This is a genomic window from Saccharopolyspora erythraea NRRL 2338 (assembly GCF_000062885.1).
Classification (GTDB): domain Bacteria; phylum Actinomycetota; class Actinomycetes; order Mycobacteriales; family Pseudonocardiaceae; genus Saccharopolyspora_D; species Saccharopolyspora_D erythraea.
Genome location: NC_009142.1, coordinates 1847636 through 1870190, shown reverse-complemented (window position 1 = coordinate 1870190; position 22555 = coordinate 1847636). Strand labels below are relative to the sequence as shown.

At 71.8% G+C, this 22555-nt stretch carries 22 protein-coding genes and 1 riboswitch; of the genes, 6 read left to right on the top strand and 16 right to left on the bottom strand.

What is annotated here, in order from left to right; translation table 11 throughout:
- Positions 1 to 88: 88 nt before the first annotated feature.
- The 6 genes from SACE_RS08365 to SACE_RS08340 all read right to left on the bottom strand — a co-directional run bounded on the left by SACE_RS08365 (position 89) and on the right by SACE_RS08340 (position 4425).
- Positions 89 to 1042, bottom strand: coding sequence for an ROK family glucokinase (locus tag SACE_RS08365; protein ID WP_011873436.1), 954 nt, complete (start codon positions 1040 to 1042; stop codon positions 89 to 91).
- Positions 1036 to 1437, bottom strand: coding sequence for a hypothetical protein (locus SACE_RS08360; RefSeq protein ID WP_011873435.1), 402 nt, complete (start codon positions 1435 to 1437; stop codon positions 1036 to 1038). Before SACE_RS08360 ends, SACE_RS08365 begins: the two co-directional genes overlap by 7 nt.
- Before the next feature lie 5 nt (positions 1438 to 1442).
- Positions 1443 to 2645: an ArsA family ATPase gene (locus SACE_RS08355; protein WP_009943845.1), complete on the bottom strand. Its 1203-nt coding sequence runs from the start codon at positions 2643 to 2645 to the stop codon at positions 1443 to 1445.
- A gap of 19 nt (positions 2646 to 2664) precedes the next feature.
- Complete coding sequence (locus SACE_RS08350) at positions 2665 to 3108, bottom strand: SRPBCC family protein (RefSeq protein WP_009943846.1); 444 nt, start codon at positions 3106 to 3108, stop codon at positions 2665 to 2667.
- A 110-nt stretch (positions 3109 to 3218) separates the two neighbouring features.
- On the bottom strand, positions 3219 to 4007 hold the full coding sequence (locus tag SACE_RS08345; RefSeq protein WP_009943847.1) for a metallophosphoesterase family protein: 789 nt from the start codon (positions 4005 to 4007) through the stop codon (positions 3219 to 3221).
- A 25-nt stretch (positions 4008 to 4032) separates the two neighbouring features.
- Positions 4033 to 4425 (bottom strand): polyketide cyclase / dehydrase and lipid transport, encoded by a 393-nt coding sequence (locus SACE_RS08340; protein WP_193755447.1) that lies wholly within the window; start codon positions 4423 to 4425, stop codon positions 4033 to 4035.
- A 312-nt stretch (positions 4426 to 4737) separates the two neighbouring features.
- Here SACE_RS08340 and SACE_RS08335 point away from each other — a divergent pair, with 312 nt between their 5' ends.
- Positions 4738 to 6546, top strand: a complete 1809-nt coding sequence (locus SACE_RS08335) for an AMP-dependent synthetase/ligase (protein ID WP_011873434.1) — start codon at positions 4738 to 4740, stop codon at positions 6544 to 6546.
- A 65-nt stretch (positions 6547 to 6611) separates the two neighbouring features.
- Here SACE_RS08335 and SACE_RS08330 read toward each other — a convergent pair whose 3' ends face one another.
- The 3 genes from SACE_RS08330 to SACE_RS08320 form a co-directional block, all read right to left on the bottom strand.
- Positions 6612 to 7928, bottom strand: a complete 1317-nt coding sequence (locus tag SACE_RS08330) for a basic secretory family protein (RefSeq protein ID WP_231849949.1) — start codon at positions 7926 to 7928, stop codon at positions 6612 to 6614.
- Positions 7929 to 8056: 128 nt separating this feature from the next.
- Positions 8057 to 9013, bottom strand: a complete 957-nt coding sequence (locus SACE_RS08325) for a C40 family peptidase (RefSeq protein ID WP_231849948.1) — start codon at positions 9011 to 9013, stop codon at positions 8057 to 8059.
- Positions 9014 to 9119: 106 nt separating this feature from the next.
- Positions 9120 to 9273, bottom strand: a riboswitch (cyclic di-AMP (ydaO/yuaA leader).
- Positions 9274 to 9672: 399 nt separating this feature from the next.
- Positions 9673 to 10986: an NYN domain-containing protein gene (locus SACE_RS08320; protein WP_231849947.1), complete on the bottom strand. Its 1314-nt coding sequence runs from the start codon at positions 10984 to 10986 to the stop codon at positions 9673 to 9675.
- A 487-nt stretch (positions 10987 to 11473) separates the two neighbouring features.
- On the opposite strand from SACE_RS08320, the gene SACE_RS08315 reads away from it, so the two are divergent.
- Together SACE_RS08315 and SACE_RS08310 are read left to right on the top strand one after the other, a co-directional pair.
- The gene (locus tag SACE_RS08315) at positions 11474 to 13192 is read left to right on the top strand and encodes a DEDD exonuclease domain-containing protein (RefSeq protein ID WP_011873432.1); all 1719 of its coding nucleotides are present in this window, start codon (positions 11474 to 11476) and stop codon (positions 13190 to 13192) included.
- A gap of 84 nt (positions 13193 to 13276) precedes the next feature.
- The gene (locus SACE_RS08310) at positions 13277 to 14065 is read left to right on the top strand and encodes a maleylpyruvate isomerase family mycothiol-dependent enzyme (RefSeq protein WP_009943854.1); all 789 of its coding nucleotides are present in this window, start codon (positions 13277 to 13279) and stop codon (positions 14063 to 14065) included.
- Between the two features lie 121 nt (positions 14066 to 14186).
- Here the strand turns inward: SACE_RS08310 and qcrB are convergent, their stop codons facing one another.
- The 4 genes from qcrB to ctaE form a co-directional block, all read right to left on the bottom strand.
- On the bottom strand, positions 14187 to 15845 hold the full coding sequence (gene qcrB, locus SACE_RS08305; protein ID WP_009943855.1) for a cytochrome bc1 complex cytochrome b subunit: 1659 nt from the start codon (positions 15843 to 15845) through the stop codon (positions 14187 to 14189).
- Positions 15842 to 16972, bottom strand: a complete 1131-nt coding sequence (gene qcrA / locus SACE_RS08300; protein WP_009943856.1) for a cytochrome bc1 complex Rieske iron-sulfur subunit — start codon at positions 16970 to 16972, stop codon at positions 15842 to 15844. Before qcrA ends, qcrB begins: the two co-directional genes overlap by 4 nt.
- On the bottom strand, positions 16969 to 17775 hold the full coding sequence (gene qcrC, locus SACE_RS08295) for a cytochrome bc1 complex diheme cytochrome c subunit (RefSeq protein WP_009943857.1): 807 nt from the start codon (positions 17773 to 17775) through the stop codon (positions 16969 to 16971). The genes qcrA and qcrC overlap by 4 nt, the downstream gene beginning before the upstream one ends.
- A 64-nt stretch (positions 17776 to 17839) precedes the next feature.
- On the bottom strand, positions 17840 to 18451 hold the full coding sequence (gene ctaE, locus SACE_RS08290) for an aa3-type cytochrome oxidase subunit III (protein WP_081468251.1): 612 nt from the start codon (positions 18449 to 18451) through the stop codon (positions 17840 to 17842).
- Positions 18452 to 18599: 148 nt separating this feature from the next.
- Here ctaE and SACE_RS08285 point away from each other — a divergent pair, with 148 nt between their 5' ends.
- From SACE_RS08285 to trpD, 3 genes are all read left to right on the top strand, one after another.
- Positions 18600 to 18995 carry a hypothetical protein gene (locus tag SACE_RS08285; RefSeq protein ID WP_009943860.1) on the top strand — a complete coding sequence of 132 codons (396 nt, stop codon included), beginning with the start codon at positions 18600 to 18602 and terminating at the stop codon, positions 18993 to 18995.
- Between the two features lie 98 nt (positions 18996 to 19093).
- A complete protein-coding gene (locus SACE_RS08280; RefSeq protein ID WP_009943861.1) occupies positions 19094 to 19504 on the top strand; it encodes a hypothetical protein in 411 nt (136 codons plus the stop codon).
- Between the two features lie 28 nt (positions 19505 to 19532).
- Positions 19533 to 20579, top strand: a complete 1047-nt coding sequence (trpD, locus tag SACE_RS08275) for an anthranilate phosphoribosyltransferase (RefSeq protein WP_037303213.1) — start codon at positions 19533 to 19535, stop codon at positions 20577 to 20579.
- Between the two features lie 165 nt (positions 20580 to 20744).
- Here trpD and SACE_RS08270 read toward each other — a convergent pair whose 3' ends face one another.
- From SACE_RS08270 to ctaC, 3 genes are all read right to left on the bottom strand, one after another.
- Positions 20745 to 21029 (bottom strand): Lrp/AsnC family transcriptional regulator, encoded by a 285-nt coding sequence (locus SACE_RS08270; RefSeq protein WP_009943865.1) that lies wholly within the window; start codon positions 21027 to 21029, stop codon positions 20745 to 20747.
- A gap of 142 nt (positions 21030 to 21171) precedes the next feature.
- Positions 21172 to 21570 (bottom strand): cytochrome c oxidase subunit 4, encoded by a 399-nt coding sequence (locus SACE_RS08265; RefSeq protein ID WP_009943866.1) that lies wholly within the window; start codon positions 21568 to 21570, stop codon positions 21172 to 21174.
- 43 nt (positions 21571 to 21613) lie between these two features.
- A complete protein-coding gene (ctaC, locus tag SACE_RS08260; protein ID WP_009943867.1) occupies positions 21614 to 22546 on the bottom strand; it encodes an aa3-type cytochrome oxidase subunit II in 933 nt (310 codons plus the stop codon).
- Positions 22547 to 22555 lie beyond the last annotated feature (9 nt).

Here is a 22555-nt window from a genome sequence, read left to right as displayed (position 1 = left end):
AAAAAGATCCCTGAGCCAGACGGCGCCTGAGGTTCCGCCACCGACACCGCCAACAAGGTGAGTTCGGATGGAGCCGGAACCGGGCTGGTCAGCGGCCGGTGACCTGGTGGGCGACGACGTGCTCGCGGGCGAGGGTCGCCGCCCCGACCATGCCCGCGTCGTCGCCGCGCTTGGCCACCGCGATCCGCGCCAGCGGGCGGTGCCCCGCGCCGGTGAGCGCCTTCGCGTAGTGCTTGCGCGCCTCGCCCAGGAACAGGTGCGCCGACCCGGACACCCCGCCCGCGATGACCACGACCTCCGGGTCGTAGACGTCGGCGACCAGCGCCAGTCCCTCGCCGAGCCACCGCGCCAGCTCCCGCATCGCGCGACGCGCGAGCGGGTCGCCCTCCTCGGCCGCGCGCGCGACCCGCACCCCCGTCAGCGGGGTGCTCTCGTCCAGCAGCGGACCGGCCGTGCCGTCGCCCCGTTCCTGCAACTCCCGCACCGTGCTGACCAGCGCGGTACCGCTGCAGTAGCGCTCCCAGCAGCCGCGCTTGCCGCACGGGCACGGCCGCCCGTCCGGGACCAGCCGCAGGTGGCCCAGCTCGGGCGCCACACCGTAGGCGCCGCGGAAGACCTCGCCGTCGATCACCAGCGCCCCTCCGATGCCGGTGCCGAGCGCGACCAGCGCGGCGACCCGCGCACCGGCCGCCGCGCCGAAGCGCTGCTCGGCGATGGCCGCGGCGTTGGCGTCGTGCTCCAGCACCACCGGCAGCTCGACCCGCGCGGCGATCCGGTCGGCGACGGCGACGTGGCGCCAGGCCAGGTGCGGGGCGAAGCGCACGACGCGGCGGTCCTCGCTCACGAAGCCGGCCACCGCCAGTCCCACGGCCGCGACCGGGTGCCTCAGCGCCAGACCGCGCACCACGTCCGCGATCGCCGAGTCCAGTTCCTCGCCGGTGTCCGGGGTCGGCACGCGCAGCGTGTCGAGCACCGCGCCCCGCGGGTCGACCACGCTGGCCCGGACGCTGGTACCACCGACGTCAACGCCAACGGTCAGCAACCTGATCCGGCCCCGTTCTCGCTGAAGACGCGCCCTCCGACGCGCCGGACGTCGATCCGCTGCACCTTCGTGGCCGCCGCCTCCGGCTCGCCGCCGGGCTCCGGCGCGGTGCCGGTCGCGGCCTCCGTCGCGGGTCCCGGCGAGGGGTGGCCGGAGTGCTCGGCCAGCGCCTCGCGCAGCGCGTGCACCAGGTCCGCAAGCTTCGCGGTCAGCTCCGGGCGCTCCCCGCGGGCGATGGCGACCACCGCGCACACCGGGCACCAGCCGCAGCCGCCCTCGCAGGGCACACCGCTCTCGCCCACACCGCGCAGGTAGTCCTCCGCGCGCACCGCGAGACCGTCCAGCAGCAGGCGCAGCTCCTCGGCGACCTGGTCACGTCCTGGTTCCTCTGCCATCTCGCTCACCGCATCCACTGGTCCGGATCGGGCCGGAAGCCGATCGTCAGCCCGTCGTCCCCGGCGACCGCGGAGGTGACCACGCAGCGGCGCAGGACGGCGGGCAGCGCGATCAGCCTGCGCCTGCCGTCGACGGTCACGGCTATCTCGTCGGCGATGCGCGCGAGGTCGAGCTCGGCGTCCTCGTGCAGCGGCAACGCGATCCGCAGGGAGTACTCGGAGTCCAGCGCGCGCCCGCCGCCGGTGACCTGCATGTCGGGGATGTCCTCGCCGGCCGCCAGCGGGTCGCTGCCGCCGTAGAGCTCGTCGGCGAGCTCCCGCAGCGCCTCGACGCCGACCGGCTCGGCCGCGCGGTGCTCGACCGTGCGCAGCGGCACGTCGGTGGCCGCGCGCACCGAGTCGAGCACGGCTTCCTGCTCGCGCCTGCGGGTCCGCATCCAGTTCGCGGCCTCGCCGCGCGCCGCGCCGGGGTTCGGCACCAGGCGGTTGGCGACCAGCCCGTCCACGCGGATCCGCTGCAACGCCAGCGCGGTCAGCGTCCGGCGGGTCTCGGCGGCCACCACGCTCTCCGGCGTCAGCACCAGCCGCACGCCCGTGCCGGGGTCGGCCAGCATCTCCCGCAGCGCGGTGAGGCGTTCGGCCAGCCTGCTCAGGGCTTCTGCGGCGGCGTCCCAGCGCTGGACGTTCTCGCTGCCCGCCATGCCGGCAAGCATGCCGCGCACGACCCTGCGGTGCGCGGGGAACAGTCGCTCCAGGTAGCCGGACACCGACTCCGGCAGCGCCAGCAGCCGCAGCGTCTCGGCGGTCGGTCCACAGTCGACGATGACGGCGTCCCAGAGCCCGCTGGCTGCGAGCCGGTGCACCTCGGCGAGCGCGAGGAGGTCCTCGACGCCGGGCAGCAGCGTCAGCTCCTCCGCCTCCAGCTCGGCGATGCCCGCCGCCAGCAGCATGGTGCGCAGGTGCTCCCTCAGCTCGGCCCAGTTCTTGTCGACCAGGCCGCGGGTCTGCACCTCGGCGGCGTGCATGCCCAGCGGGATCTCGCGGGGTTCCGGGCCCAGCGGCACGCCGAGCGCGTCGGCCAGCGAGTGCGCCGGGTCGGTGGACACGGCCAGCACCCGCTCGCCGCGCGCGGCGAGGCGTGCCGCGGTCGCGGCGGCCAGCGTGGTCTTGCCCACGCCGCCCTTTCCGGTGAACAACAGGATGCGCAAAGGGCCGTCTTCCGGTGCGTCAGCGGGAGGTCTCGACGCGGCGCTTGAGCTCCTTCAGCGCCGTGTCCATGATCATCTTCTCCGCCTTGCGCTTGAACATGCCGATCATCGGGATCGCCAGGTCCACGGCAAGGCTGTAGGTCACCTCGGTGCGGGAGTCGCCCTGCGGGTCCAGCCGGTAGCTGCCGCGCTGCGCCTTCTGCACCTGCCCCTCGGAGAGGGTCCAGCTCACCGATAACCCGTCTTCGGCCCAGTCGTAGACGTTGACGTAGGTGTCCTTGACCACACCGGCGTCCAGCACGAACCGGACCTTCTCGGCGCGCCCGCCCGTGGTGGTCGACAGCACCTCGGTTTCCTTGACCGCCGCCGCCCATTCGGGGTACGCGGCGAAATCGGAGATCACCGCCATGATCTCCGCGGCGGGAGCTTCGATCACGATGGACTGGGTGGACTGATCGACCATGCACCGCAGGTTACAGGGCGCGACGCGCCACGTCGCGTGACGCGCGTCGTGGCACCGGCGCACACGCGCGGAAGTGGGTCCCGGGATCGCCGCGACGGGGGCGGCGCGGGTCACCACTCCAGCACGTACGGTCGCCCGGTTCGCTTGAAGTGCCCGACGTTGACGCATTCGGTGCGCCCGATGCGGACCCGCTGCGCCAGCGGCTGGTGCACGTGCCCGAACAGCGACCAGCGCGGGGTGTCGGTGCGGATGCGGCGCAGCAGCGCCGCCGAACCGTGCTCGGGACGCCTGGCCACGACGTCGTAGAGCAGCTCCGGGACGGCGGGCGGCAGGTGGCTGCACAGCACGTCCACCGGATCCAGGGCGGCGAGCGCGTCGTCGTACTCCTGCTCCGGCCGCAGGTAGGGCACCCACGGGGCGTGCTTGCGCAGCACCGCGCCCTCGGGCAGCAGGGTGCCGCCGATGAAGCCGAATCGCAGGCCCCCGATCAGCGCGCTCCGGCCGTCGAGGACGTGGATGCCCTCGCGCTCGAACTCCGGCCACAGCCGCGGGGCGTCGACGTTGCCGGGAGTGGCGTAGGTGGGCGCGGTCATCGCGCCGAACAGCTCGGAGTACTGGTCGCGGACGGCGTCCTCGACGACCTTGGCCGGGTCGGACAGGCTCTCCCACAGCGACCGCGCGTAGGCCGAGATCTCCTTGCCGCGGTGGCCGCGGCGCAGCTCGGCGAAGCGCGCGACCTTCTCGGGCCCGAAGACCGCGCCGAGGATGCCCTTGTCGTGGTCGTGGTAGTCGACGAAGTCGATCAGGTCGCCGAGCACGACCAGCGCGTCCGCGCCGTCGCCCGCGCGCTTGAGATCCTCCACGTTGCCGTGGACGTCGGAGACCACGTGGACGCGCAACCCAACTCCATTCCGCAGCGCCTGCTCAGTGCACCTGATCCGAAACTAGCGCCGGCGGGCAGCCCGGCGCACGACCCGATTCGAGCTGATCCTTCAGCGCGAACGCCACCGCGCGGGCCGCCAGCCGGCGGCGCCGGGCCTCGGCGGCGGCCGACCGGCGGACACCCGCGGGCAGGTCGGCGCGCAGGAAGTAGTGCAGCACCGTGCCGTCGAGCACCGGCTCGAGCCACACCTCCATCGTGCCGGTCAGCGGGCCCGCGACGCTCCAGCGCACGCCCTTGGCGCCCCTGGCCTCGTCGACGCGCAGCACCAGGTCGGGCCAGTAGCGCCGGTGCTGCGCCGGGTCGGCGAAGCGCTCGGCGACCGCGCCCGGCGTGGCGGCGATGAAGACCTCGTCGGAGACGTCGATCGCGGGCATGCCCACAGCCTGCCATCCCGCCCGGCGCGTGCGGACGCCGTCCCGCCGGGTGAGCCGGCGGGACGGCAGCGGGTGCGACGGCGCGGATGCGAGCCGCGCCGACCGGGGCGCGGCGGCGAGGGGCTCACCTGCCCCATCGGTGCGGTGACGGTGCCCACGCAACGCCAGCGACCTGGGCTGCCGCGTGGCAAGCTTCCGGAAGGATCAACGACCCCCACCATGCGCCGGGGGTGGCGAAACCGGGACTACCGCTCGGTAACTATCGGCGTTAGGTTGTGCCCCGACCAAAGGCGTGTTTTCGGAGGTTTCGACGTGCGAGAGTTCAGCGTCCCAGCCACAACGACGGTGGCAGACGACGAGAACCTCACCGACATGGTGTGGGCCAACGCGGAACGTTTCGGTGGCACCGTGAGCTTCCGGCGCCGGGTGGACGGCACCTGGATCGACGTCACCGCCGCGGACTTCGCCGCCCAGGTGCTGGCCGTCAGCAAGGGCCTGATCGCCGCCGGCCTGCAGCGCGGTGACCGGGTCGCGCTGATGTCGAAGACCCGCTACGAGTGGACGCTGCTGGACTTCGCCATCTGGGCCGCGGGCTGCGCGACCGTGCCGATCTACGAGACCTCCTCCGCCGACCAGGTCGAATGGATCCTCACCGACTCCGGTGCCAAGGCCGTCGTCCTGGAGACCGCTGCCCACCGCGCCGAGGTCGACTCGGTGGTCGACCGGCTCTCCGAGGTCGGCCACGTTTGGCAGATCGACGGCCCGACCGACGGCGGCGCGGCGGGCGCGGTGGACGAGCTGACCGCGCTGGGCTCCGACATCGACGACCGCGAGGCCCACCAGCGCCGCCGCGAGGTCGGCGCCGACGAGCTCGCGACGCTGATCTACACCTCCGGCACCACCGGTCGCCCGAAGGGCTGCGAGCTGACCCACCGCAACCTGCTGGCCGAGGCGCGCGCCGAGATCCACGCGTTCCCGCAGCTGATGCAGCCCGGCAACTCGATGCTGATGTTCCTGCCGCTGGCCCACGTGCTGGCCCGCGCGGTGGCCATCGGCTGCATCTACGGCCGGACCACGCTCGGCCACACCGGCGACGTCAAGGACCTGATCAGCGACCTCGGCTCGTTCCGGCCGACGTTCGTGCTGGCGGTCCCGCGGGTGTTCGAGAAGGTCTACAACACCGCCAAGCAGAAGGCGCACGCCGAGGGCAAGGGCCGGATCTTCGACCTCGCCGAGGAGACCGCCGTGGCCCACAGCAAGGCCCACGACGACGGCGGGGCGGGCATCGGCCTGCGGCTCAAGCACCTGGTCTTCGACAAGCTCGTCTACGGCAAGCTGCGCGCGGCGCTCGGCGGTCGCTGCATCGCCGCGGTGTCCGGCGGTGCGCCGCTGGGCGAGCGGCTGGCGCACTTCTACCGCGGCATCGGCGTCGCCGTGCTGGAGGGCTACGGGCTCACCGAGACCACCGCCGCCGCGACGGTCAACGTCGAGAACGCCTTCAAGATCGGCACGGTCGGCCGCCCGGTCGCGGGCACCACCGTCCGCATCGCCGAGGACGGCGAGATCCTGATCAAGGGCGACGTGGTGTTCCGCAGCTACTGGAACAACCCGACCGCGACCGAGGAGTCGCTGGAGGACGGCTGGTTCCACACCGGCGACCTCGGGTCGCTGGACGACGAGGGCTTCCTGCGGATCACCGGCCGCAAGAAGGAGATCATCGTCACCGCGGGCGGCAAGAACGTGGCACCGGCGGTGCTGGAGGACCACCTGCGGGCGCACCCGCTGATCAGCCAGTGCATGGTCGTCGGTGACAAGAAGCCGTTCATCGGCGCGCTGGTCACCATCGACCCGGAGTTCCTGCCGTCGTGGCTGGCCAACCACGGGCGCAAGGAGACCACCACCGCCGCCGAGCTGGTCGACGACCCGGAGCTGCGCGCCGAGGTGCAGAAGGCGATCGACGAGGCCAACAAGGCGGTCTCGCGGGCCGAGCAGATCAAGCAGTTCCGCATCCTGCCGGAGGACTTCACCGAGGCCACCGGCGAGCTCACGCCGAGCATGAAGCTCAAGCGCAACAAGGTCGCCGAGAACCACGCGCGGACGATCGAGTCGATCTACGCCTGACGCGCGCATCTCGATCCCGGCCGGTCCGCACCCGAGCGGACCGGCCGGGTCGTCTCCGGCCTCGCTCAACCGAAGGTGCGGACCAGGTGCTCGCGCCAGCCGGCGAGGAGCTGCGCGGTGCTCATCCCCGCCACCTCCCGCAGCGCGACGTCCACCGCGCCCGGTGAGCTGGAGCCCGCGACGCGGCGGTAGAGCAGCACCAGCCGCTGCTCCCCCACCCGGCCCGCCAGGTAGCCGACGACCGACCACGCCTGCTGGTAGGCCAGGTCCAGCCGCCGCCCCGCCAGGTGGAAGTCCCGGTCCGACGGCAGGTCGGCGGGCGGCCCTCCACCGCGGACCTGCCGCGCCAGCTCCGGCGCCACGTGCTCCGGCGCGATCCCGCTGTCGCGGTAGCCGACGTAGTCGGCGAACCCCTCGAGCATCCACATCGGCGCGCCGTCGGCGGTGTCGGCGCGGGCGGCGACGTGGGTGATCTCGTGCCGCAGCACCACACCCAGCGCGGTGTCGGAGAGCCCGGCGGCGGTCATCGGGTTGAGCACGATGCGCGGCCCTTCCACGCGCCGGGCCGAGGTGTCCACGCCGTCGGCCACGGCGACCGCCGCTATGCCGTCGACGGCGAACTCGGCGCCGACCAGCGACCGCAGCTCGTCGCCGGTGCTGGGCAGCAGCACCGCGACCCGCCGCGCCCAGTCGGTGCCCCAGACCCGGCTGACCCGGTCGGCCGACTCGTCGAGCATGCCGGCCACCCGCTCGACCAGCTCGCGGTTGTCGTCGTGGCCGACGACCAGTCCGGCCGCGGTGGTCGCGGTGCGGCACGGCGCGAAGTCCCAGGGACCGCGCCAGGTCGTGCGACCGCGGGTTTCCAGCGCGTCGTCGGAGGTCAGGTACCAGGAGTCGCCGCGGCGGACGAACAGGTAGCCCATCGTGCGGCGGGTCGGCACGGTGTCGACGGCTTGCAGCGCGTATTCCAGGCTCACCCGGGGCGCCCAGACCTCGTCGCCGGGAACCGGCGGCAGAGGCGCCGACGGCAGCACGTCGGCGGCGTCGAGGTGGTAGGACCAGCGGGCCAGCGGCACGTCGGCGAGGTTGTGGAACAGCGCCCGCTGGCGGTCGTGGAAGTCGGTCGGCGCCTTGGGGTCCACTGAGGACAGGAACGCGAGCTCGTCACGCGCCCGCAGAGCGGCGGCGCGCTCCTCCAGCAGTGCGCTCACCGCGGCGGTGCGGGAGTCCGCGGGAGCCTTCGGCGGCCGTCCGGCCAGGCGTTCCGGCCCGGGGCGCGGCGGACTGCCGTCACCGGGCAGCGCGAGCACCGACAGGCCGGAGACGACCGCGGCGGCTGCGGCCGCGGCCACCCACCCGCGCAACGTCCCATGGCCTGGCACAGCGCGGATCGTAGGCCGGGGCGGGGGCCGCAGCCCGCCGCGATCACCCGGTATCGCAGGCCGCGGAACCCCCTGTCACACGAAAGGGACCGGCACGATGCCGGTCCCTCCCGATGGAACTGCGGTCGTCAGCCGACGACGCGGCGGATGCCGTTGACGTCCCCGATGCTCTTGTAGTCGGCGACCTTCACCACGTCGCCCGTGGTGGGCGCGTGCACCGCCTTGCCGTTGCCGATGTACATCGACACGTGGCTCTGGCTGTCGTAGTAGAAGATCAGGTCGCCGGCCCTGAGATCGCTGGCCGACACGGAGCGGCCCTCGGTCTTCTGGGTACCGGTGCTGCCGCCGATGCTGACGCCGGCCTGCTTGTAAGCCCACTGCATCAGGCCCGAGCAGTCGAAGTTGCTCGGTCCCTTGGCGCCGTAGACGTAGGGCGAACCGGTCTTGCTCAGCGCCGCGCGCACCGCGGCGGCGGCCGCGCCCGCACCGTCGATCGGGCCGTTGTAGCTGGTCTCGCCGTCGCCCTTGAGCGACTCCTGGTCCTCGCCGCTGAGCTGGTTGTAGCGCTGCTCGGCCTTGTCGATCGCGGACCGCATCTCCGTCTCCTTGCGGGCGAGGTCGCCCGCGAGACGGCCGGCGTCGACCTCGGCCTGCACGGCGCGGTTGCGGGCGTCGTGCGCCCGCGACTCCGCGGCCTCGGCCTGGTCGACGGCGGCGGAAAGCCGCTTCACCGCGTCGTTGTTGTCCTTGGCCAGCACGTCCAACGCCGACGCGCGGTCCAGGAAGTCGTCCGGGGACTCGCTGACCAGCAGCGCGGAGAGCTTGTTCAGCCGGGCGCCCTGGTAGGAGGCGTTGGTGAGCCGGTCGACCTGGCCGCGGAAGCGCTCTTCCTCCGCCCGCGCCTGGTTCGCGACCTGCTCGGCCTGGGCCGCCTCGGCGTTGGCGCGGCCGAGCTCGGCCTTCTTGGCCTCGTGGTCCTCTTCTGCCTTCTTCTTCTCCTCGGTCAGCCGCTCTGCCTGGTGCGTGAGCTCACGAACCTGCTTTGCGGCGTCCGATGCGTTGTCGGGAAGCGGGGGGTCCGCCATCGCCGGCGCGGTCGACATGCCAACGGCAGCCGCGACCGCGGTTGCGGTGAGTGCTCCGCGCAATGAGCGCTTCAGTCGGTGCGACGCCACGTCGCGCACTGCTCCTTCGTCTGCTCCGACCGCCTGCCGGGTGAGCTGACGGGTTCGGGCTCGAAGCTGCCCTACCAGCGGGCATGCTCCGCACACCCGGACCGGATTCACCCCACGGGTTGGTTCCCCGGCTCGGCTCCCCGACAAAGCCGATTCGGCGGCGACCCGCGGAGCCGCCCGGTCTGGGAAGCTGATCGCCGCGAAGTCCCGGTTAGGTTACGAAAGGTGAGCCGCCCCGTCCAGAAGTGGGGCCACAAATATGTGAACCAGAGCGCAAGGTATCTAACGGAGGAGATTCGTGTGCTCACGGTAGCGTTACCAGCGGGGCTTCTACCTGGCCTTGTGATTGCGCTGCCAACGCTTGCGGGAGCGGGCTTCCCGTGCTGTCACCGGCCTATGAGATCGGCCACTCGCCCAGCGGTAGCGATCCGGCGCCGAACCGCGAGCCCGTGACCACCCGCCTGCCCGGACCCCGCGCCGAACGGGCTGTTCGGCGAAATCCCCCTGGCCGCGGCGGAGACACCGGCTCCGCGTCCGGACTCCCAGCGCCGGCACCGGAACCCGGCTGGTCAGACGCGGTGGAGCCGGGACAGCAGGATCGCCGACGGCACCGCGTAAGCACCGCGACGGCGCACCGACTCGACGACCGCGCGGTCCGACGTCGCCACCACGAGCTGCCTGCCCTGCGGCTCGGCCGCGACGAGATCGCGGATCACGTCGTCGGCCTGCACACCGGGTTCGCTGAACAGCACCCGCACCCCGCGCGGCCCGGCCGCGGGCACCGCGAGCACGTCGGCACCGTCGAAGACCAGCGTGACCTCGGCGCCGGTGCGCGCGGCCAGCGCCGCGAGCTGGTGCGCGAGCCGGTCGCGCTGGTCGGCCAGCGGCAGCTCGGGGTAGCCGGTCTTGGTGACGTTGTAGCCGTCGACGATCAGGTGCACCGCCGGCAGCGCCAGCAACCGGTCCAGCGCAGCCACGTCCTGCACCTGGCCGGTGGCACCGGAGTGCGACCGCACTCGCTGCACGACGTCGGCCGGACGCGGCCCGCTGCCGGTCGCGCCGAGCTCCCTGCGCAGCCCGCCGAGCGCGCCGTCCAGCGTCTCCAGCAGCAACGCCAGCCGCACCTCGTCGCCCTGGCGCGCCTCCCGCGCCGAATGGCGCGCGGTCTCGGCGTCGGCCGCCGCTCGGTCGGCGCGCAACCGCTCCTCCCTGGCGCGGGCCAGCTCGCGGTCGCGCTCGGCGGCGATCTCGGCGATCGCCGCGTCGGCGTCCTCGCGCACCCGTTCCAGGTCGGCACGCGCCGCCTCGGCGTCGTCCTTGGCCTCCTTCAACCGCACGCCCTGTTCCCGCAGGCGCTTGCGGAGCCGGTCGGCCTCCGCGCTGTTCTGCCCGCACGCGCGCTCCACGGCCACCTTCGCCTCGGCCAGCTCCGCCCGCAGCCGCTCGGCCTCGGCGGCGAGCTTCTCCGCCCGCGTCGCCGCGGAGTCGCGCTCTCCGCGGAGCTGACCCTGCTCGGTGCGCAGCGCGACGAGCTCGACGTAGTGCGCGGCGACCGGGGACTCCTGCAGGACGGCGGCGGCCGCGACGACGACCGGGTCGTCGTCGGTGAGGCTCAGCGCTTCGGGCCGCTCGCCCCGGCACCAGTCGACGACCGCGGTCCGGAAGACCGCCGAGTCGCGCAGCGCGGCGATCAGCGCCGCCTGGCCGAGCTTGGCGCGCTTGGCGGGCGCGAAGCGAACCACAGGGCGCAGCTGGGCGGGCACGTCGGCCGCGCGCATCTCCCCCAGCGCGTCCGCGGCCAGCTCGGCCAGCCGGGAACGCAGCGGCCCGGCCAGCCCGTCCCAGTCGACCCGCACGCCAGGGGTCTGCTGTGCACTGTCCACAGCAGACTCGTCAGGTGCGGGGGACTGCTCCCCGGGCGTCGGTGGTGCCACCCCCACAGGCTAGTCGCAGCAGCGGGCTGCAAGCGCATCCACCGGGCCGCCGCCACCCGCGTCCGGAGTTTTCCCCGCTCGGGCAGGGCGCCTCCGGCACCGCCGCGCGGTGGACGCGGCCGGTGATCGCGCGGTCGCGGCCGGTGTCGACGGGACCGGGTGCTGATCACGACCGGTTCCGACCAGCCCGCGGGCGGTGATCGCGATCCGATGCCGAGCGGCCCACCAACGTGATCGCGATCCGGCGCCGAGCGTCCCACCAACGCTGATCGCGATCCGATGCCGACCCTCCCGCCAACGGTGATCACGACCGGTGCAGCGAACTTGCGGGCGGTGATCGCGGCATCGCGATCGGTAGCGCCGCTGCCGCGCGGTCGTGTGCCGCACGCGGCGCCGCGGACGGCGGTGTCGTGGTGTCCCGCTAGCGTGATCACCGATGACCGCCCACGCCCAGCTCAGCTTCGACGAGATCGTCCCCGAGGTCGAGGTCCCGCTGAACGAGGTCACCTTCGTGGTGGTCGACCTCGAGACCACCGGTGGCAGCAACGCCCAGGACGCGGTCACCGAGATCGGCGCGGTCAAGGTGCGCGGCGGCGAGGTGGTCGGCGAGTTCCAGACGCTGGTCGACCCGGAGCGCGACATCCCGCCGTCGGTGGTGACCATCACCGGCATCACCGAGGCCATGGTGCGCGACGCGCCGCGCCTGGACTCGGTGCTCCCGGCGTTCCTTGAGTTCTGCCGGGGCAGCGTCCTGGTGGCGCACAACGCGCCCTTCGACACCGGTTTCCTGCGCGCGGGTTGCGAGCGGCTCGGCCTGCGGTGGCCGAAGCCGAAGGTGGTGTGCACGGTCCGGCTGGCCCGCCGGGTGCTGACCAGGGACGAGACGCCCAACTACCGGCTCGGCACGCTCGCCGGCGTGCTGGGGGCGCGCACCGAGCCGGTGCACCGGGCGCTCGACGACGCCCGCGCGACCGTCGACGTCCTGCACGCCCTGCTCGAGCGGCTCGGCCCCATCGGGGTGCGCACGCTGGAGGACCTGCTCGGGCACCTGCCGGACGTCACCCCGCTGCAGCGGCGCAAGCGCGGGCTGGCCGACGCGCTGCCCAACGCATCCGGCGTGTACCTGTTCCGCGGGCCCAACGAAGAGGTGCTCTACGTCGGTACCGCGACCGACCTGCGCAGGCGCGTGCGGCAGTACTTCACGGCGGGCGAGAAGCGCAGCCGGATCAAGGAGATGGTCGGGCTCGCCGAACGGATCGACCACGTCGTCTGCGCCCACCCCCTGGAAGCGGAGGTGCGCGAGCTGCGGCTGCTCGCCGCGCACCAGCCGCGCTACAACCGGCGGTCGAAGTTCCCGCAGCGGGCGTGGTGGGTCGTGCTCACCGACGAGCCGTTCCCCCGGCTCTCCGTCGTGCGCACGCCGCGGCCGACCGCGCTGGGCCCGTTCGCCTCCCGGCGGGCCGCCGCCGAAGCCGTGGACGCGCTCCAGGAGGCCACCAAGGTACGGCGGTGCACCGAACGCATCCCCGCCAGGGACCCGCGCGGGCGTCCCTGCGCCCTCTACGAGCTCCAGCGCTGCGCCGCTCCCTGCGCCGGGCTGCAGAGCGCCGAGGACTACGCGCCGGAGGTGATCGCCATCAGCGACGTCGTCGCGGGGCTCGGCACCGGCGTGCTGCACCGCCTGCGCGCCGAGCTGGAGCGCCTGTCGCGGGCGCAGCGGTTCGAGGACGCCGCCGTGCACCGCGACCGGCTCGCCGCGCTGGTGCGATCCCTGGACCGCGGACAGCGGCTGTCGGCACTGGCCGCCGTTCCGGAGCTGGTCGCCGCCCGGCCCGACGGACGCGGCGGCTGGCACCTGGCCGTGGTCCGCCACGGCAGGCTGGCCGCCGCGGGCACCGCGCGCCGCGGCGTCCCGCCGATGCCGGTGGTCGACCTGCTCCAGGCGTCGGCCGAGACCGTCACCGAAGGGGCCGGGCCGCTGCGCGGCGCCTCGCCCGACGAGGTGCGCGTCGTCCACCGCTGGCTCACCACCGGCGGCACCAGGATGGTCCGCTGCTCCCAGCCGTGGGTGGAGCCCGCTCGGGGCGCGGGCGCGTGGCACACCTGGCTGGAACGCGCCGTCAGCGGTCGCACGCCCTACGCCGCCGTGGACTGAGCCGAGTTCGGGCCCTGGCCCTTGCCCGGACCGCCGCCGAGGTCTTCCATGGAGGTGTCTGGGGGTCGATCGGGGGACAGAACCATGACCACCATCGTCCGGGCCCACGACGTGGCGCGCACCGATCACGACCACGCCGCCGATCTCCTGCGGCCCGAGGTCGACGCGATGCGCGACCTGCTCGGCGCGCTGACGCCCGAGGAGTGGCGGCGGCCGACCGAGTGCACCGGCTGGACCGTGCACGACGTCGTCGCCCACCTGGTCGGCAACGCCGAGAACGCGCTCGACACCGAGCTGCTCGCACAGCGCGTCCGGGAGGGCACCACCAGGTACGCGGGCCGCCCGCGGCTGGACGCCATGAACGAGGTCGCCGTCGACGCCTGGCGGGACCGGCCCGACGACGAGCTCCTCGCCGAGTTCGACCGGCTGTGGCCGCAGGTGCTGCAGGCGCTGCCCGAGATGCCGGAGCAGGCGCGCGAGCTCCGGTTCGACACCGGCTACCCGGACGTGCCACCGGTGTCGCTGGGCTACGTCGTCGACGTCATCCTCACCCGCGACATGTGGATGCACCGCGTCGACATCTGCCGGGCGACCGGGCGCACGTTCGCGATGCACCACCACGACCGCGGCGTCGCCGAGCAGGTGCTGCGCGACCTCGACGACGAATGGGCCGGGCCGCCCTTCGTGCTGGAGCTCTCCGGCCTGGTCAACGGCGACTGGCGGATCGGCGACGACGCCCCGGAGGCCACCGTCGAGGGCGACGCCATGGAAGTCATGCGCGGCCTCTCGGGCCGCACCTCGCCCGACCTGACCGTGATGCAGGGCGACAGCGGCGTCGCGGACCCGGTCAGGGCGGCGCGGGTGCTGTTCTGACGGCTGCACGCGGACTCCGACGGCTGCACCGACGCGGAGCGACCGCCACCCTGCTCACCGCGGTCCGCACACGCGAAGAGGGCCCCGGCATCCGTGCCAGGGCCCTCTCGCTCGAACCAGGTCAGTCGACCTTGGGCTTGCCCGAGATCAGCTCGCGCTGCTCGCGCTCCTCGCGCTCGCGCTCGGCGTCCTCGTGCAACGCGCGCTCCAGCGCCTCGGTCTCCTCCTGCGGGTCCGGCTTGAGCAGGCTGCCCGGCACCGGGTGGCCCGCCGCGCCCAGCTTGTTCATCTTCTTCGGCACCGGAGCGCCCTGGTAGGGCAGCTCCTCCGGGTGGCCGTGCTCGTCCACCGGGCCGAGCGGCTGGTGGATCTCGATGAACTCGCCGTGCGGCAGCCGCTTGATGATGCCGGTCTCAACGCCGTGCTCCAGCACCTCGCGGTCGGCCCGCTGCAGACCCAGGCAGATCCGGTAGGTCACCCAGTAGGCGATCGGCGGGAGCAGCAGCAGGCCCAGCCTGCCGAACCACGTCATGGCGTTCAGCGAGATGTTGAACTGGAACGCGATGACGTCGTTGTTGCCCGAGATCATCAACACCATGAAGAACGACAGCGCCATCATGCCGAGGCTGGTGCGGACCGGCACGTCGCGCGGACGCTGCAGCAGGTTGTGGTGGGCGTCGTCCTTGCTCAGCTTGCGCTCGATCGCCGGGTAGGCGATCAGCACGGTGAACAGGATGCCCATACCGATGGCACCGGCGAAGAACACCGGTGGCACCGTGTACGGCCCGAGGTAGAGCTCCCACGCGGGCCAGACGCGCAGGATGCCGTCGGCCCATGCCAGGTACCAGTCGGGCTGCGAGGCCGCCGACACCTGCGAGGCGTTGTACGGGCCGAGGTTCCAGATCGGGTTGATCTGGAACAGCCCGGACATGATCGCCAGGACACCTGTGACCACCGCGAACAGCGAACCGCCCTTGACCGCGAAGGTCGGCATGATGCGGATGCCGACGACGTTGGTCTCCTTGCGCCGCACGCCCGGGAACTGGGTGTGCTTCTGGTACCAGACCAGCGCCAGGTGCGCCGCGATCAGGCCGAGCATGATGCCCGGGATCAGCAGCACGTGCAGCACGTACAGCCGCGGGATGATCTCCATGCCCGGGAACTCGCCGCCGAACAGCGCCCAGTGCAGCCAGGTGCCCAGCAGCGGGATCGAGAGCACGATGCCCGACAGGGTCGCGCGGATACCGGTGCCCGAGAGCAGGTCGTCGGGAAGCGAGTAGCCGAAGAAGCCCTCGAACATGCCCAGGATCAGCAGCAGGGCGCCGATGGTCCAGTTGCTCTCGCGCGGCTTGCGGAACGCACCCGTGAAGAAGATGCGCGCCATGTGGGCCATCATCGAGGCGACGAAGATCAGCGCGGCCCAGTGGTGCAGCTGCCGGATGAACAGGCCCCCGCGCACCTCGAACGAGATGTCGAGCGTGCTGGCGAAGGCCTTGGACATCTCCACGCCCTGCAGGTTCCGGTAGACGCCGTCGTAGACGACCTCCTCCATCGAGGGGTCGAAGAACAGCGTCAACCAGACACCGGTCAGCAGCAGCAGGACGAAGCTGTAGAGGGCGATCTCACCGAGCAGGAACGACCAGTGCGTCGGGAAGACCTTGTTCAGCTGGCGCCGCATGCCCTTGGCGAACCGGAAGCGCTGGTCGAGTTCGTCCGCGGCCGTGGCCGCCTTCTTGTAGACGGCACTCTCCGATTTCGTGGGCGTCGTGATCGAACTCATGCCTTGCGCTCCCAATACGCCGGGCCGACCGGCTCGATGAAGTCGTGCTTCGCCACAAAATATCCCTCTTCGTCCACCGTGATCGGTAGCTGGGGCAGGGATCGGGTCGCCGGGCCGAAGACCGGCTTGGCGTAGGTGTTGACCACGTCGAACTGCGACTGGTGGCAGGGGCAGAGCAACCGGCCGGTCTGCTGCTCGAACAGCGAGGTCGGGCAGCCGACGTGCGTGCAGATCTTCGAGTAGGCGTAGTAGTCGCCGTAGTTGAAGTCCTCCTGGCCCTTGCGCTTGATGGGCGCGCTGCCCGGGCGCAGGCGGATCAGCATGACCGGGGCGTCACCCTTGCGGAACGCCGCGCTGAGCGCGTGCTCGTCGTGGCGCTCGGACTCGCGGAACGGGTAGACCGTCTCGAAGCCGCCCGCGTCGATGTCTTCCGGGCGCACCAGGGAGATGTCGTGCGAGTTTCCGGTGCTGCGGCGCAGGTAGACCTTCTCGCCGTTCTCCGACATCCACGGGGTGTGCTGCAGCGAGTCCGGGCCCTCGTTGGCCCACGGGTTGCGGACGAACCCGCCGATGGCCACCACGCCGGCGCCCAGGCCCAGCGCGCCCGCGCCGAAGCCCGCGGTGCGCTTGATCATCGACCGGCGGGCGATGCCGCTGCGGTCGCCGGCGTCGGCCAGCAGCGCGGCCGCCGTCTGGCGGTCGATCTCCTCGGACGGGTGGCCGTCGTGGCGCTGCTGCACCGCGACCTCGTGCGGGATGAACTTCTTGGCGTAGAGCACCGCGCCGAAGCCCACCGCCAGCACCGACAGGCCGAGGAAGGTCCCGACCAGCGGGGTGTAGAGCGAGTAGATGAAGTACTCGCGCGGCTGGGTCAGCGGGTCGGCGTAGCCCCAGGGCCAGAAGATGAACGCGGCCAGGAAGGCCAGTGCCGACAGGCCGGCGAGCATGAACCACGCGGCGACCGCGCGCTCGGCGCGGCGCTCGGCGCGGGTGTTCTTGACCGGCCAGCGGTCGCGGTACTCGACGAGTTCGACGTCGTCGAGCTCGACCCCGAGCCGGACCTTCTCGTCGCGGCTCATCTCGGCCAGCTCGGCCTCGGTGTATTCCCTCTTCTGCTGCTCACTCATGCCCTGGCTCCGATCCACAGGGTGATGCCGATCAGCGCGCCGATCCCGACCACCCAGGCGATCACCATCTCGGATGCCGGCCCGTAACCACCCAGGTCGTTGCCGCCCGGGTTGTTGTTGCCGTTGCTCACCGACTTGACGTAGGCGATGATGTCCTTCTTCTCCTCCGGGGTGAGCTGCCGGTCGGAGAACTTCGGCATGTTCTGGGGCCCGGTGAGCATCGCGTTGTAGATGTCCTGCTCGGTCGCCTCGTGCAGGTTCGGCGCGTACTTGCCGGACGACATCGCGATGCCGCGGCCCGTGAAGTTGTGGCACGAGGCGCAGTTGAGCCGGAACAGCTCACCGCCCCGAGCGGGGTTGGCGCCCCAGAGCTGCTCGCCGGTCTGCTTCGGCGACTCCGGTCCACCCCCGTAGGTCTGAACATACGCCGCCAGGGCGTCGATCTCCTCCGGCGAGAACTTCGGGGGCTTGCGCATGGCCTGCGCCTCCTGGCGGACCATCGGCATCCGGCCGGTCGCGACCTGGAAGTGCACCGCCGCCTCGCCGACGCCCACCAGGCTCGGCCCGCGGTCCTGCACGCCCTGCAGGTTGGAGCCGTGGCAGCTGATGCAGGCGTTGCTGTAGAGCTGTTCGCCCTGCCTGACCAGCGCCGGGTCCGCCGCGGCGTGCGCGGTCTGGGGCTCGGGGGTCAGGACGGTGTAGAGCCCGCCGGCGCTGATCAGTGCGATGCCCAGCGCCAGCGCACCGGAGATCCGCCGACGTAGCTTCGAGCCCGCGCGGTTCCGTTTCTTGATGGTGGTCATGAGTGCGGCAACCCTTGCTGTCAGGTTCGGGGTGTTTCGGAAACGACCTCGTCTGCGAAGACGGTCAGGGGACGAGGTAGATCACGGCGAACAGCCCGATCCACACGATGTCCACGAAGTGCCAGTAGTACGACACGACGATGGCCGCGATGGCCTGCGCCGGGGTGAACTTGCTGAGCCTCGTCCGGACGATCAGGAAGACGAACGCGATCAGCCCGCCGATGACGTGCAGCCCGTGGAAGCCGGTCGTCATGTAGAAGACCGTCCCGTAGGCCGACGAGGCGATCGTCGTGTGGTGCTCGGTGATGAGCTGGTAGTACTCACCCGCCTGCCCCAGCACGAAGACCGTTCCCATGATCAGCGTGATGACGTACCAGCGGCGGAGTCCGTAGACGTCTCCGCGCTCGGCCGCGAACACGCCCCACTGGCAGGTGAACGAGGACGCCACCAGGATGATCGTGAACGGGAGGGCGTACGGGAGGTTCAGGTGGGTGGGCGGTGGCGGCCACTCGCCCTCGTTCTGCGCCTTCACCGTGAAGAACATGGCGAAGAGCCCAGCGAAGAACATCAGCTCGCTGGCCAACCAAACGATGGTGCCCACGCTGACCATGTTCGGGCGGTTCAGCGAGTGCACGCGTTGACTGATTGAGGGCGCTGCCGTTGTCACGCGACGCATTATGTCTTGCACCTTTTCCGGTTGCCTCGTCGGGTCCGCGCGTGTGTCGACGGGTGATCGGATTGCGACCTGGGAGTAACACAACGTGAAGGCCATCCGCAAAGCTCTAACCCGTCTGAGTGGTCGCTTCCGCGCCCGGAAGCAGCCCGTGATCAGCATCGACGACCCCGGGCTGCGGGTCGTGGTCAGCGCGTTCGACGAGGCGGAGGCGGCGTCCTCGGCGTTGGGCCGTTCGGCCCAGTGGCGCGCGGACGAGCCCGCGGTCCTGCGCCACCACCTGGTGGTTCCCGAACACGAGGTGGCCACCGCCCAGGAACTGCTCGCACCCGACGGCTGGACGCTTCGGACCGGTGGCGAGGTCGCTGAACAGGGCGAACACTTCGATGCTGAGGGGCCGGGCACCGTGGTCGCGCTCCGTGTGCAGGTCCTCGACGCGTTGCATTGCTCACAGGAGAGCTCGCGGATGGCCGGCCTCGCGCAGCGGCTGGGCGGCCGGGCGCTCGGCTGGGACGCGCTGCAGCCCGCCCCGCCCGAGGCCGGTTGATCGAATCCGCCCAGGTGACTACTCCTCGGGTCCGCGCAGCCGATAGCATCCGGGAACGATCCGCCCCGGCCGTCGCCGAGCCAGCGAGGGAGCACGTGATGAACGCACCGACCACGACCGTTCTGGTGTTCAGCCACAAGCCGGAGGTCCGGGAGGCGATCATCACCGCTATCGGGCGCAGGCCGGCTCCGGACCTGCCCCGCGTGCACTACATCGAGGCCGGCACCGTCGCCGACGTGCTCAGCGAGGCCGACGCGGGCACCGCCGACCTGGTGATCCTCGACGGCGAGGCCCAGCCGACCGGCGGCATGGGCGTGTCCCGCCAGCTCAAGAACGAGATCGAGCCCTGCCCGCCGATCATCGTCGCGGTGCGCCGCAAGGACGACCGATGGCTCGCGACCTGGTCGCAGGCCGACGCCGTCATCGTGCACCCGCTCGACCCCATCTCCGCCGCGGAGACGGTCGCCGAGGTGCTGCGCACCCATGCCCGGCCGCCGGCCCGGGCGTAACCGGAACGGAACTGAGATCGTGGGAACCATGGCTGGAAGCTGGGCAGCACTGCTGGGGCACCTGGTGGCCGGGAACGACCTCTCGGCCGAGGACACCGCCTGGGCCATGGACCTGGTGATGACCGGGGAGGCCACGCCCGCGCGGGTGGCGGCCTTCGTGGTCGCGCTGCGCGCCAAGGGCGAGACGCCCGCGGAGGTGCGCGGCATGGCCGATGCCATGCTCTCCCATTCGCGCCCGCTGGAGATCCGGCGCCGGGCGGTGGACATCGTCGGCACCGGCGGCGACCGGTCCGGCAGCGTCAACATCTCCACGATGGCCTCGATCGTGGTGGCCGCGGCCGGCGTCCCGGTCGTCAAGCACGGCAACCGCGCGGCGTCGTCGAAGTGCGGCACCGCCGACGTGCTCGAGGCGCTGGGCGTGGCCATCGACCTGCCGCCCGAGGGCGTGCGGCGCTGCGTGGAGGACCTCGGCATCGGCTTCTGCTTCGCCCCGGTGTTCCACCCGGCGATGCGCCACGCCGCGGGCCCGCGCCGCGAGATCGGCATCCCCACCGCGTTCAACGTGCTCGGCCCGCTGACCAACCCCGCCCGCCCGTCGGCCGGTCTCATCGGCTGCGGCGACCAGCGGATGGCGCCGGTGATGGCCGAGGTCTTCGCAGCCCGTGGCGGGTCGGTCCTGCTGGTCCGCGGTGACGACGGCATGGACGAGATCACCACCACCACGACCACGACGGTGTGGGTGGTCCAGGGCGGCACCGTGACCGAGGAGAGCATCGACCCCGCCGAGTTCGGCATCGGCTACAGCACGCCCGCCGAGCTGCAGGGCGGCGACGCCGAGGTCAACGCCGAGGTCGTGCGGCGCCTGGTGGCCGGGGAGGCCGGGCCGGTGCGCGACGCCGTGCTGCTCAACGCCGCGGGTGCGCTGGCGGCCTTCGAGGGCCCGGGCACCGACCTGCGCGGCAGGCTCGGCGCGGACGTGGAGCGCGTCGCGGCCGCGATCGACTCCGGCGCCGCGGCCGACCTGCTCGACCGGTGGGCGAAGCGCTCCACCGAGATCATGCGCGAGAGCGAGTGAGGTCCCGGGCCGCGGCCCGGACTCGCAGTACGGCCCAGCGCCGCCGGAGAACACCCCGGATGCCCGCGCACCCGGAATGTGTCGCGGAAGTGCGCATCGAACGCTCAGGCGAGCTGTGAGGGCCCGCAACGGCCCTCACCCGCGGCCATCACCCGCGGTGCGGGCTCACTCGTCCTCCATGCCGAGGGAGAAGCCGGCCTCGGTGTCCTGGCGCGAGTACGAGCGGAACGCGATGTGGGTGTCGGTGTCGAGGACGCCGGTGACCTTGTTGATCCGGCCGGGGACGATGTCGGCGACCTTCTCGTGGTCGCTGACCCGCAGGACGGCGATCAGGTCGACGTCGCCCGCGCAGGAGTACACCTCCGCCACGCCCTCCAGGTCGGCGATTTCCTGAGCGGCCTCGGTCAGGCGCTCGGCGGCGGTCTGGATCAGCACGATCGCGGTGATCACTGGGGAACCCTCCTGCTGCGGCACTGCGGTAGTCGAGATCCTAGAGCCTCCGGGTCCGGCGGGCCGGGGCGCGTGGCGGCCCGCCGCGAAAGCCGAAGGCCCCGGACCGTTCGGTCCGGGGCCTCGCCCGTGTGCTCTCGGATCAGTCGTGGTTCGGTCCGGTGTGGTACTCGAAGACCAGGCCCGCGACCATGATCAGGACCACCGCGACGGCGATCACGATCATCCACACGTGGAAGAACGCCAGCGCGACACCGGCGAACGCCGCGGCCGCCGCCAGGCCCACCGGCCAGTAGCTGCCCGGGCTGAAGAAGCCCAGCTCGCCAGCGCCGTCGCTGATCTCGGCGTCGTCGTTGTCCTCCGGACGGGGCTCGATGCGCCGGGCCACGAACTGGAAGTACGTGCCGATCAGCAGCGACAGCCCGCCGACCAGGATCAGCGCCACCGTGCCCACCGGCTCCTTCGCCCAGAACCCGTAGACGATCGCCGACAGGAAGAAGAAGAAGGTGATGTAGTTGAAGATCTTCGCTTCGACCTTCATGGAGTCCTCGCTCTCACGCCGTACGCCCTGCCGAGGGCACTCCTCAGTTGGCTGTCCCGATGCCCGAGGGCTTGCCACCGGTGCGCTCGGTGTCGAACGGGACGCCGGTGACAGCCCGCGGGGCGCACAGCTCGCCGCACTTCATCTCCCCGAGCGCCTCGGAGGCGGTGTACGGGCTGCCGGTCTGCGGGTTGATGCGCGTCCGCAGCTGCATGTACTGGTCGAACTTGTCCTTCGAGAGCGCGCGGACCTCGAAGTTCATCATCGAGTGGTAGGTGCCGCACAGCTCCGCGCACCGCCCGACGAACGAACCCTCGCGGTCGATCGTGTTCTGGAAGACGTTGTCCTGGTTGTTCTTGTCCGGGTGCGGGAAGGTGTCCCGCTTGAAGTGAAACTCCGGCACGAAGAACGAGTGGATGACGTCGGTCGACGACAGGTGGTACTCGACGCTGGAGTCGGTCGGCAGGACCAGCAGCGGGATCTCCTCGCTGCTGCCCACGGTCCGCACCGGCTGCCCGTCCGGCGTCTTGTAGCCCGGGTAGTTGAACTCCCAGTTCCACTGGAAGGACACCACGTTGACCTTGACGTCCGGGTTGGCCGGTTTGGCCAGCACGTAGTTCTGGGTGACCGCGGTGAAGTAGAACAGCACCACGACCATCACGAACGGGATCGCCGAGTAGATGATCTCCAGCGGCAGGTTGTACTGGAACTGCCTGGGCAGCTCCTCGCTCTTCTTGCGGTGGAAGGCGACCGACCAGAAGATCAGCCCCCACACGAGCACACCGACCGCGAGAGCCGCGATCACAGACCAGGTCCAGAGCTGGCGCATCGACTCGGCCTGCGGGGTGACACCCTGCGGCCAGCCGAACCGCAGGACCTCGTTGGTCGTGCAGCCCGTTGCCGCGACACCTACCAGGCCGATCAGCCCAGTGACCTTGACCAGCCGTGGCACTCGGGTCCCCTCCTTCAGGCCCACTGCGCGACG

Bases quoted from the DNA above. Each gene is read 5' to 3' on its own strand.
- SACE_RS08360 (WP_011873435.1), bottom strand. From the start codon at position 1,437: ATGGCAGAGGAACCAGGACGTGACCAGGTCGCCGAGGAGCTGCGCCTG.
- SACE_RS08350 (WP_009943846.1), bottom strand. From the start codon at position 3,108: ATGGTCGATCAGTCCACCCAGTCCATCGTGATCGAAGCTCCCGCCGCG.
- SACE_RS08340 (WP_193755447.1), bottom strand. From the start codon at position 4,425: ATGCCCGCGATCGACGTCTCCGACGAGGTCTTCATCGCCGCCACGCCG.
- SACE_RS08325 (WP_231849948.1), bottom strand. From the start codon at position 9,013: ATGGCGGACCCCCCGCTTCCCGACAACGCATCGGACGCCGCAAAGCAG.
- SACE_RS08315 (WP_011873432.1), top strand. From the start codon at position 11,474: ATGACCGCCCACGCCCAGCTCAGCTTCGACGAGATCGTCCCCGAGGTC.
- SACE_RS08310 (WP_009943854.1), top strand. From the start codon at position 13,277: ATGACCACCATCGTCCGGGCCCACGACGTGGCGCGCACCGATCACGAC.
- qcrB (WP_009943855.1), bottom strand. From the start codon at position 15,845: ATGAGTTCGATCACGACGCCCACGAAATCGGAGAGTGCCGTCTACAAG.
- qcrA (WP_009943856.1), bottom strand. From the start codon at position 16,972: ATGAGTGAGCAGCAGAAGAGGGAATACACCGAGGCCGAGCTGGCCGAG.
- qcrC (WP_009943857.1), bottom strand. From the start codon at position 17,775: ATGACCACCATCAAGAAACGGAACCGCGCGGGCTCGAAGCTACGTCGG.
- ctaE (WP_081468251.1), bottom strand. From the start codon at position 18,451: ATGCGTCGCGTGACAACGGCAGCGCCCTCAATCAGTCAACGCGTGCAC.
- SACE_RS08280 (WP_009943861.1), top strand. From the start codon at position 19,094: ATGAACGCACCGACCACGACCGTTCTGGTGTTCAGCCACAAGCCGGAG.
- trpD (WP_037303213.1), top strand. From the start codon at position 19,533: ATGGCTGGAAGCTGGGCAGCACTGCTGGGGCACCTGGTGGCCGGGAAC.
- SACE_RS08265 (WP_009943866.1), bottom strand. From the start codon at position 21,570: ATGAAGGTCGAAGCGAAGATCTTCAACTACATCACCTTCTTCTTCTTC.